A 16,860-nucleotide genomic window follows, 5' to 3' on the forward strand; every position below is an offset into this window, starting at 1 on the left:
ACAAAAGGGGCTGAGATGGCTAAGGCAACCCGCAAACAACCCGCAAAACGCGCGCGCCCCAAGGCGAAACCAGCAACGCCAAAGCCGCAGCCAGAACCCGTTGAACCAGTCCAGGAGGTATATGACAACAGGGCCAGCTCTACGGGCGGGCAAGGTACGCCCCATGGCCTGGGCAAGCAGGCCGAATTGCAGGCCGCGATGGAGGAAAGCTATCGCCAGTTGCAGTCCATCTACACGGCCTTCACGCAACAATACACGGATGCTGGGACCCAGTATCAGCACCTGACTGAACAGGGCTATGTGCCGGAAATGGCCGATCTGTACAAAGAGTTCACCGAGACGCGGGGGGCCGAGATCGCGCAGGAGGGTCTGCAGCTTGCGATCCGTTATGCAGCATCAGCTCAGGTTCTGTCGAAGCGCTATACGGATGAGCTGTTTCAGTTTCTCAACAGTCGTGGCGTGAACGGATATGCAGCCGAAGGGGCAACCACCCCGCAGGCCGCGGCAATCACATTGTCTGGGCCTGCTGGCAGCACGCTGTCGGCCAGTTTCGAGGTAGAGAACAGCACAGCGGTCGGCGTCAGCCCGCGCGTGTCGACCACGCCGGTTTTGGATGAAGACGGTGTTGCGGTCGAGGGAGCCATGATCGATGTGATCCCGGACCTGATCAATCTGGCACCGGGCCAAAAGCAACTGGTCAAGGTGATGGTGCCTGTTGACGCTGATCTGTACCGCGCCGGGCATTGCTATTCAACGGCGCTGGTCATCATTGGATTAGGACAGGCGCGTAATCAATTAATAACGCTAGAAATTGATATCAGTTGATCGGGCGTTTCAAGCGCCATATCCGATAGCTCCATTCACCGGATTTCATGGACTCGTAGACCACTGATCCAGGGGCTGCCAGGAAATTGCTCATCTCCTGATCGCCTCCGAACGCGCCCAGACGCGCGGCCGCGATTTCATCGCAGGACAGCAGCACGTTCTGCGTGATATCGCGCTCGTCTTCGAGCTTAAAACCTAGGTCCTTCAACAGTTCGAGACATTGGTTCAGCTTTCCCAAAGGTAGAAGGTCGGTGTACAGAAACGCCCCGCCAGGTTTGAGGACCCGCATGACCGAGGCATAAAAGCGCTGTATCGCGGGGTAGGTGTGCGAGCTTTCGATATTGGTTACCGCGTCGAATTGCCCATCATCGAAGGGCAGGTTTTCTGCATCACCCTGAACAAAATTCAAACGCGGATCTGTATGCGTCTTGCGGCAAAACTCGATTGCCGCGCCAGACAGATCCAACCCGGTGACAGCGGCGGGATCGAAGAACTCAACCAACGTGCGGGCAGTGCCGCCGCGCCCGCAGCCCACATCCAGAACCGACGACCCATCAATGGGGTGGGCACCAATGACCTCAAGCGCCAGTTTGACCGAGTTCCGGTTCATCATCTTATCGCTCAGCAGGATATCAGACGCCTCGGGCGCTCCGTTCGGTGTGTAGCCATAGTTCAGAAAATGCGCGAAGGTTCCGAAGCCTGAGCTGTCCAGCTGCTTGGTGACACCATCATACATGTCCTGAAAGCTCTTCTTCGTGCCCTCTAGGTTCAGGTCGGGCTCTGGCGGCGGTGGTGGTTCAACCTCAGCTTTGACCGTTTCAACAGTGGATGCCCCCATATTGGCCTCGATAATCGGGGCTAGCCCCGCAATGGTCGGAGTGTCGAAGATCTGGCCAACCTCGGGGTTGTAGCCAAACCTCTCTTCGATCCGCATGGTCATTTCAATGGCCAGCAGGGAATGCCCGCCCAGCTCAAAAAACTTGTCGTTTATGCCAACCGGGGACAGGCCCAGCAGGTCTTCCCAAATCCCGGCAAGGATGGTTTCCATGTCCGTTTTCGGTGCTTCGAACGGATTGCTCAGGTTGGGGCGGCTGTGGCCTGTTGGTGTGGCTTCCGTGGCTTTGGGGGTGGCGGTGAATTCGACCCATTCCGCAAGCCTAGTGTTCAGCGGTGTGGTCGATATGGCGATCTGATCGGTATCCAACGCGGATAGGCGGTTCAGCGCCTCAACCCCATCTGCGGGAGAGATCGCATCTTCCCCATGCGTCTGATCGGCAAAGGCCCATTGATCCCAGTTCACGCTGATCCAGCGCGTTGGTGTCGGCTGCGACGCGGCAAATGTGTCCAGCATCTGGTTTGCCACCGCGTAGTAGCCAAGGTTCAACCCGCCCAGAACAGCCGACAGGGATGAGCCCAGCAGGACAAAATCCGGGGTATGGTCCTGCAAGACATGTGCAAGTGCGCGGGCACCGTTGATCTTTGGGGCGATATGGCTGTTTAGGTCTTCGGTCGTCAGGTCGCTGAGTTTGCCAAACCCGCTACCCACATTTCCAGCCATATGGAAGATGCCGTCTATGGGGCCGAAGGCTTTGGTGGCTTTCGACATCGCCACTTGCAGGGCGTTTGCGTCACAGACGTCGGTCTTCAGAACCAAGAGATCTGTCTTTCGATCCAAATCCAGCAACCTGCGTGCCAGCATCGCCGTTTTATCGAACTCATTGGGACCGGCGGCCAGCGCCTTCCAGTCGGGTTTTGCAGGCGCACCCGAGCGAGACAGAAGTACCAGCTTGGCCTTGTAGCGCTCCGCCAACATATCAGCCATCGCCAGCCCGATATTGCCTAAACCGCCAGTTATGACGTAGACGCCACCGGGCTTGAACAAAGTGGAGGTTTCGACCGGTTCCAGTGGTTGCGCCTGATAACTGAGGCGATGCCGTTTCCCTTTGATGTAAGCAACCGAAGGAACGAACTGTTGCGCTTGCAGCTCGTTTATAAGCCAGCCTGCAAAGTGGTCCGCTGAGGGCTTACTTCGATCGCTTTCCGCGATGTCGACCGAGGTGACGCGCAGCGAGGGAACCTCCTGTCCCAACACCTTCGCCAGCGCAAGGGTGGCCGAGCTTTCCACCCCCATCGTCTTGTCGGACCGTCCGGGCTGCGCCTGCGCAGTCACCGAAATCATCCGAAGCTTGGCAAGCCCACTGGCTTTGGTGACAGCCATGGCCGCATTCTGCATCGCAACCACGTTGGCCTCGGCGTCCTCAAGCGCGAGAGGCCACAGGTAAACGATGTGCGAAATAGGGTTGTTATCGTCCCGCAGCGCGCTGGCGAGACGGGTGAAATGCTCTGAAACTGTTGGATCGACCGAGAATGCGCCATCCTTGCGGTGCATGAACCGTGATGAGGCCGTGATGGTGGTAGCTGCGATGCCCTTGTCCCTAAGCGTTTTTTGCAAAACTCGGGCTGCTGGGCTTTTGTCGCTCAAAATCAGAACGCGCGCGTTTGCGGGCAGGTCTTCTATGTCCCTAATCGGAGCGTTTTTCCACTTTGGCACGTAGCCCCAATCGACCATTGCCTTGCGTGATGCTGCGGCGTCCACGCTGGGATCTTCCGCGCCGCCGACCCAATAGCTGTCCCGCTCAAACGGGTAGAGGGGCACCGGGACTTTGCGTCTCACCTCCTCGGCATAGTATCGATGCCAATCGATCTCAGCCCCATGCGCCCAAAGCTGACCCAGCGTATCAGTCACCAAATCAGCCTCAACCTGCGGGCCGGAATTAATGTCCATTGAGGACAGGGCGACCGAACCGCTTCCACTCAGTTGCAGCCCGGCAAGATTGGTCAGCGATCGTCCGGGGCCAACCTCAAGGAAAATCGCATCGGGCAGATCCAGCCCAGCTTTGACGCAATCGGCAAACCGCACCGCGCTGCGCAGATGCATCGCCCAATAAGCGGGATCGGTTGCGGCGGTTTTGGTCAGGACGGTGCCGGTGAGGTTCGAATAGATGTCGATCTGCGGTGCGCGCAGCTGAATGCACTGAAATACATTAATGAAGTCGTCCAAAATTGGATCCATCATCGCCGAATGGAAGGCGTGCGAGGTGCGCAGGAGCGTGGCTTTGATCTTCTGGTTTTCCAGCCGCTTTGCCAGCCGTTTGATAGACGGGCTTGGTCCGGCCACAACTGTCATTCCTGGGGCGTTCACAGCGGCGATCGCGATGTCATCCGGCAGCAGCGGGCGCAGATAGGCTTCCTCTTTCGGAACGGCGAGCATCGAGCCCCGCTTACATGAGGCCATGAGCGCCCCGCGCTGCGCCACCAGTGTTGCGGCATCCTTAAGTGTCATCACTCCCGCCATCGCGGCCGCAACATATTCGCCAATGCTATGCCCGATCATGGCTCTGGGTCGTACGCCCCACGACATCCACAGCTGTGCCAAGGCATATTCGACAGCAAACAGTGCGGGCTGTGTGAACTGCGTCTGTTTGAGCTTCTCAGCCGCGCGTTCACGATCCATCTTCTTGTGAAAAACTATCGGTTTCAGATCTAACCCGCTGCCATCCCGAAAGGCGCGGCAGCACCGGTCAAAGGCCTTGCGGAACATCGGCTCTGATCGATACAGACCATTGCCCATATCCGGATATTGGGCACCTTGGCCCGAGAACATGAAAATGACGGGCCTATCCTCGCCACTAGCTTCTATGGTGCGCACCTTGTCGCTGTTATGCGCCAGCAAGGCCAACGCGCTGCCTGCGGGGTTGTCGGCGTCTACGCGCACGTAACGCCGATGCGTAAAAAGCGTGCGGGAGGTTTTTGTTGTGAAAGCAATGTCGGCCAGTTCAGACGGCGTGGCAGTCATAATACGACGTGCATGGGAAAGGGCCAACCGGTCCAGCGCAGCCTCATTGCGGGCGGACATAACGATCAGATGCTGCGCGCGCCCCGGCCTGGATGGAGCCGGTTCGGGAGGTTCTTCCAGCAGCATATGCGCGTTGGTCCCACCAACACCGAATGAACTGACACCGGCGCGTCGCGGACCGTCACTTGCCGTCACGTTAGTCGCGTCACGGTTGACGTAGAACGGGCTGGTGGGGAAGTCGATGCCCGGGGCGGGCACGTTAAAATGAGGGTTCGGGGGAATTGTGCCGGTCTCGGTTACTAGGGCGGCCTTGATCAGCCCCGTGACGCCTGCGGCGCAACTCAGGTGGCCCACATTGGCTTTGACGGAACCGATGGCGCAGAACTGCGTATCCTCGGTCGATTTGCGGAATACGCGCGATAGTGCCGCGACCTCGATCGGGTCGCCCAGCATGGTCGCGGTTCCATGCGCTTCGATATAGCCGACCGAGCGGGGCGGGATTCCCGCCATCTCGAACGCGGTCTCAATCGCGCGCGCCTGACCTTCGGCGCTGGGCGCGGCATAGCTGACCTTGTTGGACCCGTCGTTGTTGTGGCCGAACCCCCGGATCACGGCGCGAATGCGGTCGCCATCGCGCAGCGCCTTATCCAGCCTTTTGAGGACAACCAGACCCACGCCGCTGCCAACAATCGTGCCCTGAGCCGCCGCATCGAAGGGGCGGCACTGACCGTCCGGGGACAGGATGCCACCTGCGGCGAACAGGTAGCCGCGCCGCTGCGGAACCTTGACCGTGACACCCCCAGCCAGCGCAATGTCGCAGCTTTCCTCCAGCAGGCTCTGGCAGGCCAGACAAGTTGCAACCAGCGAGGTCGAGCAGGAGGTTTGAACCGTGATCGCTGGACCGGTCAGGTTCAGCTTGTAAGCCACCTGAGTGGCCATGTAGTCCTTGTCATTGGTGATCATCAACTGCATGCCGTCCAGAAAACCCAGGCGGTCAATGTTGCGGTTGATAAGGTACAAATAGCCCGACAGTTCACAGCCCCCGAAGACACCGATATCGCCTTTGTAGCGATCGGGCACATAGCCCGCATCCTCGAGCGCATGCCAAGCGCATTCCAGAAACAGGCGGTGCTGCGGGTCGGTCAGTTCCGCGTCACGGGGGCTGAACCCGAAGAATTCGGCGTCGAACTTATCGACGTCCTCCAGCAGGGTGGCTTTGTTGACGTAATTCGACAGCTCGTGCAGCTCTTTCGGAACCTGCGCGCCTTCCATTTGCTCGGGTGTCAGAGTCGTGACCGCCTCGTGCCCCGTCAGCAGGTTCTGCCATAACTCATCGACACTGGCCGCGCCGGGAAAGCGGCCCTGCATGCCGATAATGGCAATCGACGCCTCATCCGGCGCGATAGAGGTCCTTTGAGTGTTCATTCAGGGCATCATCAACGTAGTCGAAAAGGGTGTCGGCGAAATCCGGGTTGGTAAAAGGAAAGAAATGATCACCTGCAAACAGGCGGCATTCAAAACGGCTGCGCGTGCGGTGTCGCCAACCCAGAATGCTGTGGAATGGCACCTGTGGGTCATTGTCCGAGCCGATCGCAAGGATTGGGCAGGGCAGCGGAGGATGCTTGCTGACGTGGTCAGCCTCATAGGTTTCGAGCAGCGCAAAATCAGCGCGCAAGGCGGGTAGCATGCGGTCCATCAGATCGGTATTGGCTAGCACTTCGGGCGGCGTGCCATTTATGGCTTCAATCTCAGCCAGAAACGCGGACCGAGGCAATCCGGATACATTGCGATCACGCCGTGCCATCTGCGGGGCAGGGCCTGCTACGATCAGCAGGTTGGGCGCATGTCCCTTGGCCGCCAAAACATGGGCAACTTCATAGGCCAGCAGAGCCCCAAAACTATGACCGAAGATGGCAAATGACCGGTCTGTCAAAGGCTGAATCTCGGCAACAATCGACTTGATCAGGTCCGGCCAACTCTCCACGGGCGATTGATCCAAAAGCCGCCCATGTCCCGGCAGGGTGACAGCCCGCACATCCAGAACCGGCGCAAATCCGCTCATCCAGTCGTGAAAGCGCTCAGCCGCGGCGCCTGCATGCGGGAAGCAGACCAACCGACCCGACAGCCCGGCATGGGTAGGGTTCTGCGGAGTCAATGCGATTTCTACACTCACAGCGTCTGTCACCTCTGGTGATACCCACATGCGCGGCGCGCACCCAACCACTGATCTGGCCCAATCATAACATGAAATCAGCGTTTTGGCGTGGCCCGCCTTGGCCCACCTAGGTTCTGGCGTGAATTGGCGGGTAAAATATGCTAGCCTAGCGACACTTTTTGCACAGTTTTCGTGCCAAACGCTTACTCAGGTGCAGCCCGCACCAGAATGGATTTGGAGGTGACTATGCCAGGCGGCGGCAAAGGTGGCGGTGGCAGAAGCACCGTAAACGTCAACAACGGACCTATTAACATCGACTCTGACACAGACGCGGATGTCACAATCAATGGTCTGGACGATATCGGTCTCACGCTGAATGGCGGGCAACGCCCGATTAAGACCGAGACGAAGCTGGAAGGTGGCGATCCGATTAAGACGGAGAGCATTCAGGACCTGAAAATCTCGGAGCCGATTGTCAGCGAAAACACCACCGACCTGACGCTTGAGATCAAGCCTCTATCGGTTGATCTGAAACCCGTAGCGTTGGATCTGTGCACGACTGTCAACTACGGTAAGCTTCCAACCGGCATCATCCGGCAGCCCTATCATCACCATATCGGCGTGACCTATATGGGCGTCGAGTATTACGGCGTGACCTTTAGCGGCGAAAGCAAACAGGTCTACGAAGAACTGCCCTTCCGCCCCTCGGTACAACTGCCGGCGCAAAGCGCGGCCCCTTCGGGTGGCGCAGCTGCGGCCAAACCGAACCCATCTTCGGGCGGCGTGAAAATCCACATCAAATAGGGATGCAAGATGGCGACGGCTGCAAAGAAAAAGACCCCAGATGTCTCACTTCTAGAGCCGCTTGTTCTGGTAGGCGCACCCAGCGCGCTGCATGGTACCTTAGCTCTGGCGAATACAGGTGCCGAACGCAAAGCCCTGCGGGATTTGAAGCTGATAGAGGTTAAGCCCAAGACGCGAGGCGCGAGGGCCCAGCCACTGCTCTCAGCAGATTTGCCACGGGTCAAACTGCGTGCAGGTGCTAGCAAAACTGTTCCGGTCACTGCAGCGCTTAACCCATCAACCCCGCCGGGGGTCTATAAGATGTCCCTGCCGGTTGATGGCACAGACCATCCAGTCGAGGTGATCGTCACCGAGGTTGTCGATTTCGAAATCACACCGGATGAGGTGTTTCTGGTCGGCAAACCGGGGGCCAAGATCAAAAAACTGATGGTGTTCCGAAATCACGGCAACGTTCCGATCGATGTCCCCGCAATCGGCGCGATCCAACTGGATCTGGACCTGCTGCATTGCCGGGCGCAGCGCGAGATGCTCAAGAAACTGCGCGATACGGATCGCACCTTAGATGACGTGATGCGCGCGATGTCGCTGAGCTATGATGCCGAGTTGGAAAGTTTCACGCCGCTGAAGGTCAAGAACGATGCTGCGACCGTTGGCGCGGGAGAGACGGTCTCACAAATCTGGGAATTCTCGATACCGGGCACCATTCCAAAAGGCGTCGATGCCACGGCGATGATCCGGGTTTCGTCTGAAACCGTGACAGTACATATCTTGGCGGTTTGAACGCAGCGCCCGGAATAAGGAGACAAGACCATGCAAAGGACAATCACACGACATTCTGGCGGGTACGATAAAAAGCCCGAAGTCTTCTACGGGTACTGCTATCAGACTCGCGGCATGCGGATGATGGATTTGGATGACTATCTGGGCAATCTGCGAGAAGGCTATGTTCAATTGCAGGCCTATACTCAGGGGGTCTACCGCGTGCCAGATGGAAGGTATTCGGGCGCTTGCAAGGAAGAAGATTGCGGCTGCGACTGCGATACCAAATCTTATGACAGTTGTTGTGATTGCTGCATCTGTGAGGGTGATGTGCTGATCGAAGCCCGCTGTTCGGAACGCCGGGTGATTTCTCTGACTTTCGCCAATGATACACGCCGCACGCGCGAGGTGACGCTATCGCTAAGCAGTTTCACCACCGCCAGTGGGCACGATTTGGGGTGGACGGCCGCCCTGTCTGACACAAAGTTCGAATTGGGCCCCTGCGAAGAAAACGTGGTGCAGTTGGTGGTCAATGTCGATTGCGCTGCCTTCCACAAAAACGGTGGCTCTGGATCCGCGGCGGCGGGGCGAGGCGACAAGAACAAGGAAAGACATCTGGATGTCGATCGATGCGAGGTGGCATATGCCCGGGTCAGTGCGGATGGCTGTATCTCGCGCCCTGTTTTGGTTGCTGTTGCTGTCTTGCCGAACCATTGCGACAGCTATGTCGCTGCATGCAAGTGCGGGTGCTGCTAGGCGGGTATTGCTGGCACCGAATAGGTCCCTTGCCCGTTCGTCGGGCGAAGCCGTACATGTATTTCGGAAAAATCATAGGTCTGTTTGGATAAAGTAGAATCTTACCGATTCCGGCTATGTCGACCTTGAAGCGCGATAGCTTCGCATGTTTGTCTTTTGGAGCATGTGTTTTGCTCACAATCAAACGCTAACAATCTGAGAACGCACATGTTGTCAATAGAATAAGCGCGCGCGCCGGAACGCACCGGAAGACTGCGCGCTACATGTCCAACATGGAGAGACCTGATGAACAAATTTTCGATGCTACTGGGTGGCGCATCTGCAGTGGTCGCTTTGCCCGCATTTGCGGCCGACATTGTGATCGGCGTTCCAAACTGGGCCTCGGTCAACGCAACGGCGCATATCCTTGAGGTTGTGATCGAAGAAAACCTGGGGCTGGATGTCGAGCTTCAGAATGGAACGAACCCGATCGTGTTTGAGGCGATGGACAGTGGGTCCATGCATGTCCACCCCGAGGTTTGGATGCCAAACCAGCAAAACCTGCATGACACTTACGTAAAAGATAACGGCACGGTCGTTATGAACCAAAACCCGGTTCAGGCCGAACAAGGCATGTGTGTCCCGACCTATATTGCCGAACAGCATGACATCAAATCAATCGATGATCTCAGCGATCCGGACAAGATGGCCATTTTTGACACTGATGGGAACGGAACTCCAGAAGTGTGGATTGGTGCGCCTGGCTGGGCGTCCACTGTGGTCGAGAAAATTCGTGCAAAATCGTATGGCTACGACCAAATCTTCGATCTGACTGAGTATGAAGAGACCATCGCCTACGCAAATCTGGCCAACGCCACCAAGGCGGGCGATCCTTGGATCGGCTTCTGCTACAGCCCGCACTATATCTTTGTGACACAGGAACTGACCGTTCTGGAAGAGCCCCCGCATGATCCGGCAACCTGGACCATCGTACAGCCCACGGATGATCCCGATTGGCTGGCTAAGTCTGAGGCGTCCTCGGCTTGGAATGGAGCGACCCTGCACCTGCACTATGCCAAGGAACTGGAAGAGGCATATCCCGAGGTTGCGGCTCTGTTTGCCAACTATCAGATGCAGGGCGATGACCTGAGCGCGATGGGCAAGGCGCTGGCCGTGGATAACGTCGAAGCGGCAGATTTCGCGCGCCAATGGGTGTCTGACAACGAAGACACGGTGATCGGCTGGTTGACCAACTAAGCCAAACACACCCGGGCCGTTGCGAAAAATCGCAGCGGCCCATTTCCTATCTGCCTGGCGCAACGACGCCTTCATGGGGGGCAAATGGACGAATCTGTCGTAAAACTTGAAAATGTCTGGAAAATCTTCGGCAATCGCGCTGCCGAAGCCATGGACGCCGTTCTGAAAGAAGGGCTGACCAAAGCGCAAGTCCTGGAACAATATGGCTGCGTGGTTGGTGTGCAGGATGCCAGCTTCGAAGTCTCGCGCGGCGAGATTTTCTGTATCATGGGTCTGTCCGGGTCGGGCAAATCCACACTGGTCCGGCATGTTAATCGCCTCATCGAACCCACGGCGGGCAAGATCGAAATTCTGGGTAAGGACGTTTCCGCCATTTCCGAGACCGAGCTGCGCCGCATCCGGGCGCAACAGATCGGGATGGTGTTCCAACACATGGCGCTGATGCCGCACCGATCAGTGCGCGACAACGTCGCATACCCGTTGGAAATCCGGAAAGTCTCAAAATCCAAGCGCTGGGCGGTATCCGATCACGCGCTGGGCCTTGTGGACCTGACCGGGTACGAAGACCGCCTGCCCAAAGAATTGTCAGGGGGGATGCAGCAGCGTGTGGGGATTGCACGGGCGCTTGCCTCAGACCCTGAAATTCTACTGATGGACGAGCCGTTCTCGGCCCTCGACCCGCTGATCCGTTTGCAATTGCAAGACCAGTTCAAGGCGCTTGTGGCGCAGTTGAAGAAGACAACGCTGTTCATCACGCATGACCTGGACGAGGCCATTCGCATCGGACACAGGATCGCCATCATGAAGGATGGTGTCATCGTTCAGATCGGCACCCCGGAAGATATCGTGATGAACCCGGCCGACGACTATGTGCGCGAGTTCGTGCAAGGCATCTCAAAACTGAAACTGGTCAAGGCACATTCAATCATGGAGCCGGTCGCTAGCTATTCGGGGTCGCTGGATGGTGCGCCCCGCGCGGATGAGGGCGCAGATCTCGATCAACTGATTGATTTGGCCGTCAACACCGAGATGCCAGTAGTCATCACGGATGCAGGTGCAGACGTGGGTGTCGTAACCAAACCGCGTCTGCTGCGCGGAATTCAGGGGGGCAAAAATGACTGATACAGCCATGGAAATGAAAGTCACCGCCGCCTCGGATATCGAAGTCGACCGCGAGACGCTGGATCAATCGATCCACGAGTTCGCAGGGCCGAACGGCGACTATTACGTCAATGCGTTTCACAAGATCCACGACGCAACCAGCCCGGTCCCGAATACGTTCAACCTTTGGGCTGCCGTTCTAGGGCCGTTCTGGTCGGCCTCGCGGGCCATCTGGGGTATGTTCTGGACCTTTCTGATCCTTGAGATCATCGCCTGGGTTCAGATCGGACGCGGTGCCTGGGGCAATCCCGGCGCGGATTTCGCCGACCGGGCCGCGCGCCAGCAGGAACGCGCGGACGAGTTGCTTGGTCGGGCCGCTGAAGCGACCGCGCAGGCTGATATCGATCGTTTCACCAAATTGGCTGAGAACATCCAGAAAGCGGCAGACACCAGCCTTGAACGCGCGCTTGCTGCGCAGTCTGAAGCGACGGGTATCCTGTTGACCGGACTTCTGATGCTGCTTGTCTTCAAGGTGGTTCAGGGGTTCTATGCCGACCGTATTTACGAGAAGCAGTATTCCAACTGGCGGATCAATCCGGACAGCGTTGAAAGCGGACGTTCGACCCGAAACATCATAATGGGGGCGATCCTAATTGCCGCGATCGGCCCGCTGATCGTTTACAAGTTCACTGTAAATGCATCGCTGCCATTGCTTGATGCCTTCCCAGAACAGGAAGTGTCCGCTGTGTTCTTGGGTGAGGGCGGAGGCACCTTGTTCTCAGCGCTTGCCAACTGGATGGAGGCGCGGATCGATGCTGCTGCCGCCGCTGGGGGCGATGTGTTTGACGGGATCGTTGCAGGTGTCCGTTCGGTTCTGGATGCGCTGACCATTGCGCTGATCGGATCACCTTGGCCGGTGGTCATGCTGGTCATTTGCGTGACCGCGTGGCGCGCGGCTGGTCCTCGGGTCGCGATCTTCACCGCGGCGTCGTTGGCGTATATCGCACTGCTGGGATACTGGGATGTAGCGATGGAGACGGTTGCGCTGGTGGGTGCAGCGGTGATCCTGTGTGTCGTGTTCGGCATTCCACTGGGCATTTGGTTCGGCAAGTCGAAGCGCGCCTATCGCGCAGCTGAGCCGGTGTTGGACCTGATGCAGACACTGCCCGCTTTCGTCTACCTGATCCCGATTATCGCTTTCTTCGGCACGGGCAATCCGCCGGGCATTCTGGCCACGATCATCTTTGGTATGCCCCCCGTGATCCGCCTGACGGCGCTGGGGATGCGCGGAGTGCCGGACAGTATCAAAGAGGCTGCAGTCGCCTTTGGTGCCTCGAAATGGCAGTTGCTGAAGGATGTGGAAATTCCGCTGGCCTTGCCCTCGATCATGACAGGGGTAAACCAAACCATTCTGATGTGCCTGTCGATGGTCGTGATCATCTCGCTGATCGGTGGCGGAGGTCTGGGCAAGGAAATCCTTGAGGCACTGCAATACGCCGCCAAGGGTCCGGGTCTGTTGGGCGGCTTTGCCATCCTGTTCTGTGCCATGGTCATCGACCGGATCGTACAGGGGGCCTTCCGGCGAGAAGACGAAAAAATCTGAACATGCGCGCCCCCGGTTCCCGCCGGGGGCGTTTTTCTGTGAGGGAGAGCGAAATGGTGGATCGTTACGAACAGTCCATGATGGACAACCTGTATTGGTGGGGCGTGCCAACGCTGTTTCGCTGCCCCAATATTGGCCCCGAAGGGCAGGATATCGCCCTGGCGGGCGTACCCCATTCCACTGGCAACGGCACAACCGAGCGGGATCAGCATCTGGGCCCGCGCGCGTTACGCCATGTCTCGGCCGTGCAGCGCCGGGTTCATTCGCTGTTTCAGATCGACCCGTGGACCAGTGCGAAAATCGCAGACGTGGGCGATGTGCCGTTTCCGCGAGCCAATGATAACGAAGCCTGTATCGAGCAGATCACCAAGTTCTACAAAGATATTGATGCAGCAGGTGCGCGCCCGGTTTCGATTGGTGGCGATCATTCGATCACCGGTGGAATTGTTCAGGCGCTGGGCTGTGGCAAGCTGGCGGGGGGCGAGCCGGTGAGCTTTCTGCATTTTGACGCGCATACCGATGTATTTACCAAAGTGGATCACTTCCTGGGCGCCAAGAAATCGGCCGCGCATTGGGGCGCGTATTTGGCTGATCAGGGGCAGATCGATCCAAGCCGGTCCATGCAGATCGGTCTGAGGGGGCATCCGCGTAGTCTGGACTGGCTGCAACCGTCTTATGATTACGGTTATAACATCGTCACGATGCGCGAGTTTCGGCAGCGCGGTCTTGCTGACGTCGTAGCGCAATCGCGAGAGGTTCTGGGTGACCGCCCGGTCTACATCACCTTCGATCTGGATTGCCTCGACCCAACCGTAGCGCCTGCGGTGTCCAATCTGGAACCCGGCGAGAAAGGCTTCGATATTGATGAGGCTGTGGGCCTTCTGCATGCCGCGCGCGGCTTGAACATTATCGGAGGCGACGTGGTCTGCATGATGCCCACCAAGGACAGCCCGAACAACATTACCGCGCTGACAGCGGCTGCGGTGATGTTCGAGATGATTTCGATGATTGCCGAAAACGTCAGTTAGCGCCGCGCATCCACGGCCTGCGCCAGCACACAGAGCAGTTCGAACATCAGTGAAATACCAAGCCATGCCGTGCCCCCGTTTGGATCGAACGGGGGGGCGACCTCGACCAGATCCGCGCCGACAAGGTTCATGCCCGACATCTGGCGAATGACCTGCTGCGCCTGAAAGCTGTTGGGCCCACCGATTTCAGGTGTACCTGTACCGGGGGCGTAGGTTGGGTCGACAAAGTCTATGTCATAGGTGCAATAGGTCGGGGCCGTGCCGACAATCTGCCGAACCTCGGTCATCACGTCGTCTATGCCGCGGTCGAACAGTTCCTCGATGCGGATGATGCGAATGCCTTGCGCCTCGCCCCATTCGATATCCTCGGTATTGTAGGCGGTGCCGCGAATGCCGACCTGAACAAAGCGGTTGGGATCGACCAGACCCTCTTCGACGGCGCGGCGGAACGGGGTGCCGTGGGTGAATTTGTGGCCGCCGAAATAGGTGTCAAACAGGTCGGTATGGCTATCGAATTGTATCAGACCCAGCGGGCCGGACGTAGCAAGCGCGCGCAGCACGGGCAGGGTGGTCAGATGATCGCCTCCTGCCGTCAGCGGGGTGATGCCATCTGCAACCAAGCGGCTATAGAACGTGGTCACGCGATCCAGCGTGTCATCAATGTCCACCGGGTTGGGCGCAACATCGCCCAGATCGGCGCAGTTCAACAAGGAAAACGGGCTGAGGCCGGTCACCGGGTTCATGGCGCGGATCATGGTGGAATAGTCGCGCAATTGCCGGGGACCATGCCGCGCGCCAGGTCGGTTTGTGGTGCCGCCATCCCATGGGATGCCGACGAGTGCCAGATCGACGTCTTTGTATCGCTCATGCTCTGGCGTCAGGCTTGGCAGGCGCATGAAGGTTGGAACACCTGCAAATCGTGCAAGCTCCATCGCTGATACCGGTTGAAAAAATGCGTCTGCCATGGTGCCCCCCGTGATCCTTAACGTCGTGCGACCCTAACCGGCTGGCGATGTGTCGCCAATCGATTGTTTGGGGTTAGTAAAGAATACGAAACCGCTTGCGAATCTCTGCATCCTGCTCGGGCGTCAGATAGGTGGGGTGATGCGTTTGCAAGGTCTCGATGGCCTGCTCGCGGGCATTGGTCCAGGCGTCCTTTGCACCGTCCTCTTGCCACGTGCGCGGCTCGGTTCGGTCTGCAAGGGCGGGGTAGAAATAATCCCGCTCCATCGCTTCATAGGTATGAGAGCTGCCGAGGAAGTGACCATCACCCAGAACCGAATGGCAGATCGCGTCAAACCCAAGGTTTTCCTCAGTCACTTCGATCCCCCGCAGCGCGCGATAGGTATGAGAGTGCATTTCGTTGTCCAGCACAAAGGCTTCAAAACTCGCACCCAACAGCGACGCGGTCATGCCCGAGCTTTCATAGATCAGGTTTCCACCGGCCAGAGCCGCCGCCAGCGAGGTCATGCCCTTCTCAACCCCATATTGCGCGTCAATCGCCTTGGCGTCTGTCATCGAAGCCGCAACGCCCGACGGTAGGCCCAGCCAGTTGATGATCTGGGCCGAGGCGGCGTTCAGGATGGCGGTTTCGCCACTGCCGCCCGCAAAGGCCCCGGTCCGCAGATCGACGATGAAGGGCCAGTTCGAGAACACCATCGGAAAGCCGGGCTGGATCGTGTTGACCATAACAAGGCTCGCCAGCGTTTCTGCCAATGATTGCGCCAGAAACCCGGCCAGCGTCGCAGGCGCGGTTGCTCCGGCCTGTGCGGCGGTAATGCAGGACATCGGGATGTTGTGACGGACGCATTCATAGACAACGTCCACCGCATCTTCGCCATACCGCAGCGGAGAAATAACGGGACTGATATGGGCCTTCAGGAACGGGCGTTCGGAAAACGCTCCGGGACCGCCTGCGGCAATGTCCAAAAGCGAGACAATCGGGGCGACATGCGCGGCCAGGGTGAATGAGGTTGCGACGGGTTTCGTGGTGTTTTTGACAAGCGCATAGGCGGTGTTTACGTCCAGATCCAAAACATCGGGTACGTCTGTCGCAACGCAACAGCGGGTGAACCAACTGACATTTGCAAGCGTGTCCTGCAGGCGGGTGAAATCATGCAGATCGGCAAGGGTTGAGGGGCGATAAACACCGCTCTCAAGGTCCAGCGTCTGAACCGCAGCCCCTCCGGTACCGAAAAACACCCGATCGCCACCGACTGCGATGGATCGTGCTTCGTCTCGGCCATGTAGGGTAAAGGTTTTGGCGGCTGTGCCGATTGCGTTTTCGACCATGCCGCGCGGAAGCAAAACGCGGTCTTGTTCAGCCTCCAACGCGCCCGCCGATAGTAGATCCCTGCACAGCCGATCCGGAACTTCACCCATACCGAGCGTTTCCAACAGGCGAAGCGCGGTATCATAGACGCGGGAAATCTCAGCTTCGGTCAGCGGTTTGTAAAACCCGCCGACCTGTCCCGGTGCACAGGGATCAACCTCGGGCTTGCCGGCCCGTTGCGCATGGCGGGCCTTGCGGCCGCTTCTTCTGTTTCCGTCCGATGCCATGCGCAGGGCGCTCCTCCGTCTTATCTGGGGTCACCGTAGAACTCAGAGATGGCTACCCGCAAAACCAGAAATCAGCCTTTTGAAATCTAAAACCATAGTTTCGATTTTTTCAAACTCACAAAACCCGCGTTGCTGACAGGCCGGGATTGTCGCCACCATCTGAAAGACGCAGGAGGGA

At 58.0% G+C, this 16,860-nt stretch carries 12 protein-coding genes; 8 read left to right on the forward strand and 4 right to left on the reverse strand.

Features of this window, described 5'->3' with window-relative positions:
* Window positions 1-15: 15 nt before the first annotated feature.
* Entirely contained in the window at window positions 16-825 is an 810-nt protein-coding gene (locus ACR0JX_RS01820) for a hypothetical protein (protein WP_480540893.1), read from the forward strand.
* On the opposite strand, the gene ACR0JX_RS01825 is transcribed toward ACR0JX_RS01820, so the two are convergent.
* Window positions 818-6,106 (reverse strand): beta-ketoacyl synthase N-terminal-like domain-containing protein, encoded by a 5,289-nt coding sequence (locus ACR0JX_RS01825; RefSeq protein ID WP_480540895.1) that lies wholly within the window; start codon window positions 6,104-6,106, stop codon window positions 818-820. The genes ACR0JX_RS01820 and ACR0JX_RS01825 overlap by 8 nt on opposite strands.
* On the reverse strand, window positions 6,072-6,854 hold the full coding sequence (locus ACR0JX_RS01830; protein WP_480540897.1) for a thioesterase II family protein: 783 nt from the start codon (window positions 6,852-6,854) through the stop codon (window positions 6,072-6,074). The genes ACR0JX_RS01825 and ACR0JX_RS01830 overlap by 35 nt, the downstream gene beginning before the upstream one ends.
* Before the next feature lie 228 nt (window positions 6,855-7,082).
* Between ACR0JX_RS01830 and ACR0JX_RS01835 the strand changes: the two genes are divergently transcribed.
* The 7 genes from ACR0JX_RS01835 (at window position 7,083) to ACR0JX_RS01865 (ending at window position 14,123) form a co-directional block, all read left to right on the forward strand.
* Window positions 7,083-7,640, forward strand: coding sequence for a hypothetical protein (locus ACR0JX_RS01835; protein ID WP_480540899.1), 558 nt, complete (start codon window positions 7,083-7,085; stop codon window positions 7,638-7,640).
* 9 nt (window positions 7,641-7,649) lie between these two features.
* A complete protein-coding gene (locus ACR0JX_RS01840; protein ID WP_480540901.1) occupies window positions 7,650-8,420 on the forward strand; it encodes a COG1470 family protein in 771 nt (256 codons plus the stop codon).
* Between the two features lie 30 nt (window positions 8,421-8,450).
* Window positions 8,451-9,155: a hypothetical protein gene (locus ACR0JX_RS01845; RefSeq protein ID WP_480540902.1), complete on the forward strand. Its 705-nt coding sequence runs from the start codon at window positions 8,451-8,453 to the stop codon at window positions 9,153-9,155.
* A gap of 285 nt (window positions 9,156-9,440) precedes the next feature.
* A complete protein-coding gene (locus ACR0JX_RS01850; RefSeq protein WP_170532402.1) occupies window positions 9,441-10,391 on the forward strand; it encodes an ABC transporter substrate-binding protein in 951 nt (316 codons plus the stop codon).
* A gap of 84 nt (window positions 10,392-10,475) precedes the next feature.
* Window positions 10,476-11,513 (forward strand): glycine betaine/L-proline ABC transporter ATP-binding protein, encoded by a 1,038-nt coding sequence (locus tag ACR0JX_RS01855; RefSeq protein WP_170532404.1) that lies wholly within the window; start codon window positions 10,476-10,478, stop codon window positions 11,511-11,513.
* Entirely contained in the window at window positions 11,506-13,095 is a 1,590-nt protein-coding gene (locus tag ACR0JX_RS01860) for an ABC transporter permease (RefSeq protein WP_480540904.1), read from the forward strand. Before ACR0JX_RS01855 ends, ACR0JX_RS01860 begins: the two co-directional genes overlap by 8 nt.
* A gap of 53 nt (window positions 13,096-13,148) precedes the next feature.
* Window positions 13,149-14,123 (forward strand): arginase family protein, encoded by a 975-nt coding sequence (locus ACR0JX_RS01865; RefSeq protein ID WP_480540906.1) that lies wholly within the window; start codon window positions 13,149-13,151, stop codon window positions 14,121-14,123.
* Here ACR0JX_RS01865 and speB read toward each other — a convergent pair.
* Window positions 14,120-15,088, reverse strand: a complete 969-nt coding sequence (speB, locus tag ACR0JX_RS01870; protein WP_480540908.1) for an agmatinase — start codon at window positions 15,086-15,088, stop codon at window positions 14,120-14,122. The genes ACR0JX_RS01865 and speB overlap by 4 nt on opposite strands.
* 73 nt (window positions 15,089-15,161) lie before the next feature.
* The gene (locus ACR0JX_RS01875) at window positions 15,162-16,682 is read right to left on the reverse strand and encodes a trimethylamine methyltransferase family protein (RefSeq protein WP_480540910.1); all 1,521 of its coding nucleotides are present in this window, start codon (window positions 16,680-16,682) and stop codon (window positions 15,162-15,164) included.
* Between the last annotated feature and the right edge of the window lie 178 nt (window positions 16,683-16,860).

This window comes from Ruegeria sp. AH7 (assembly GCF_056541325.1).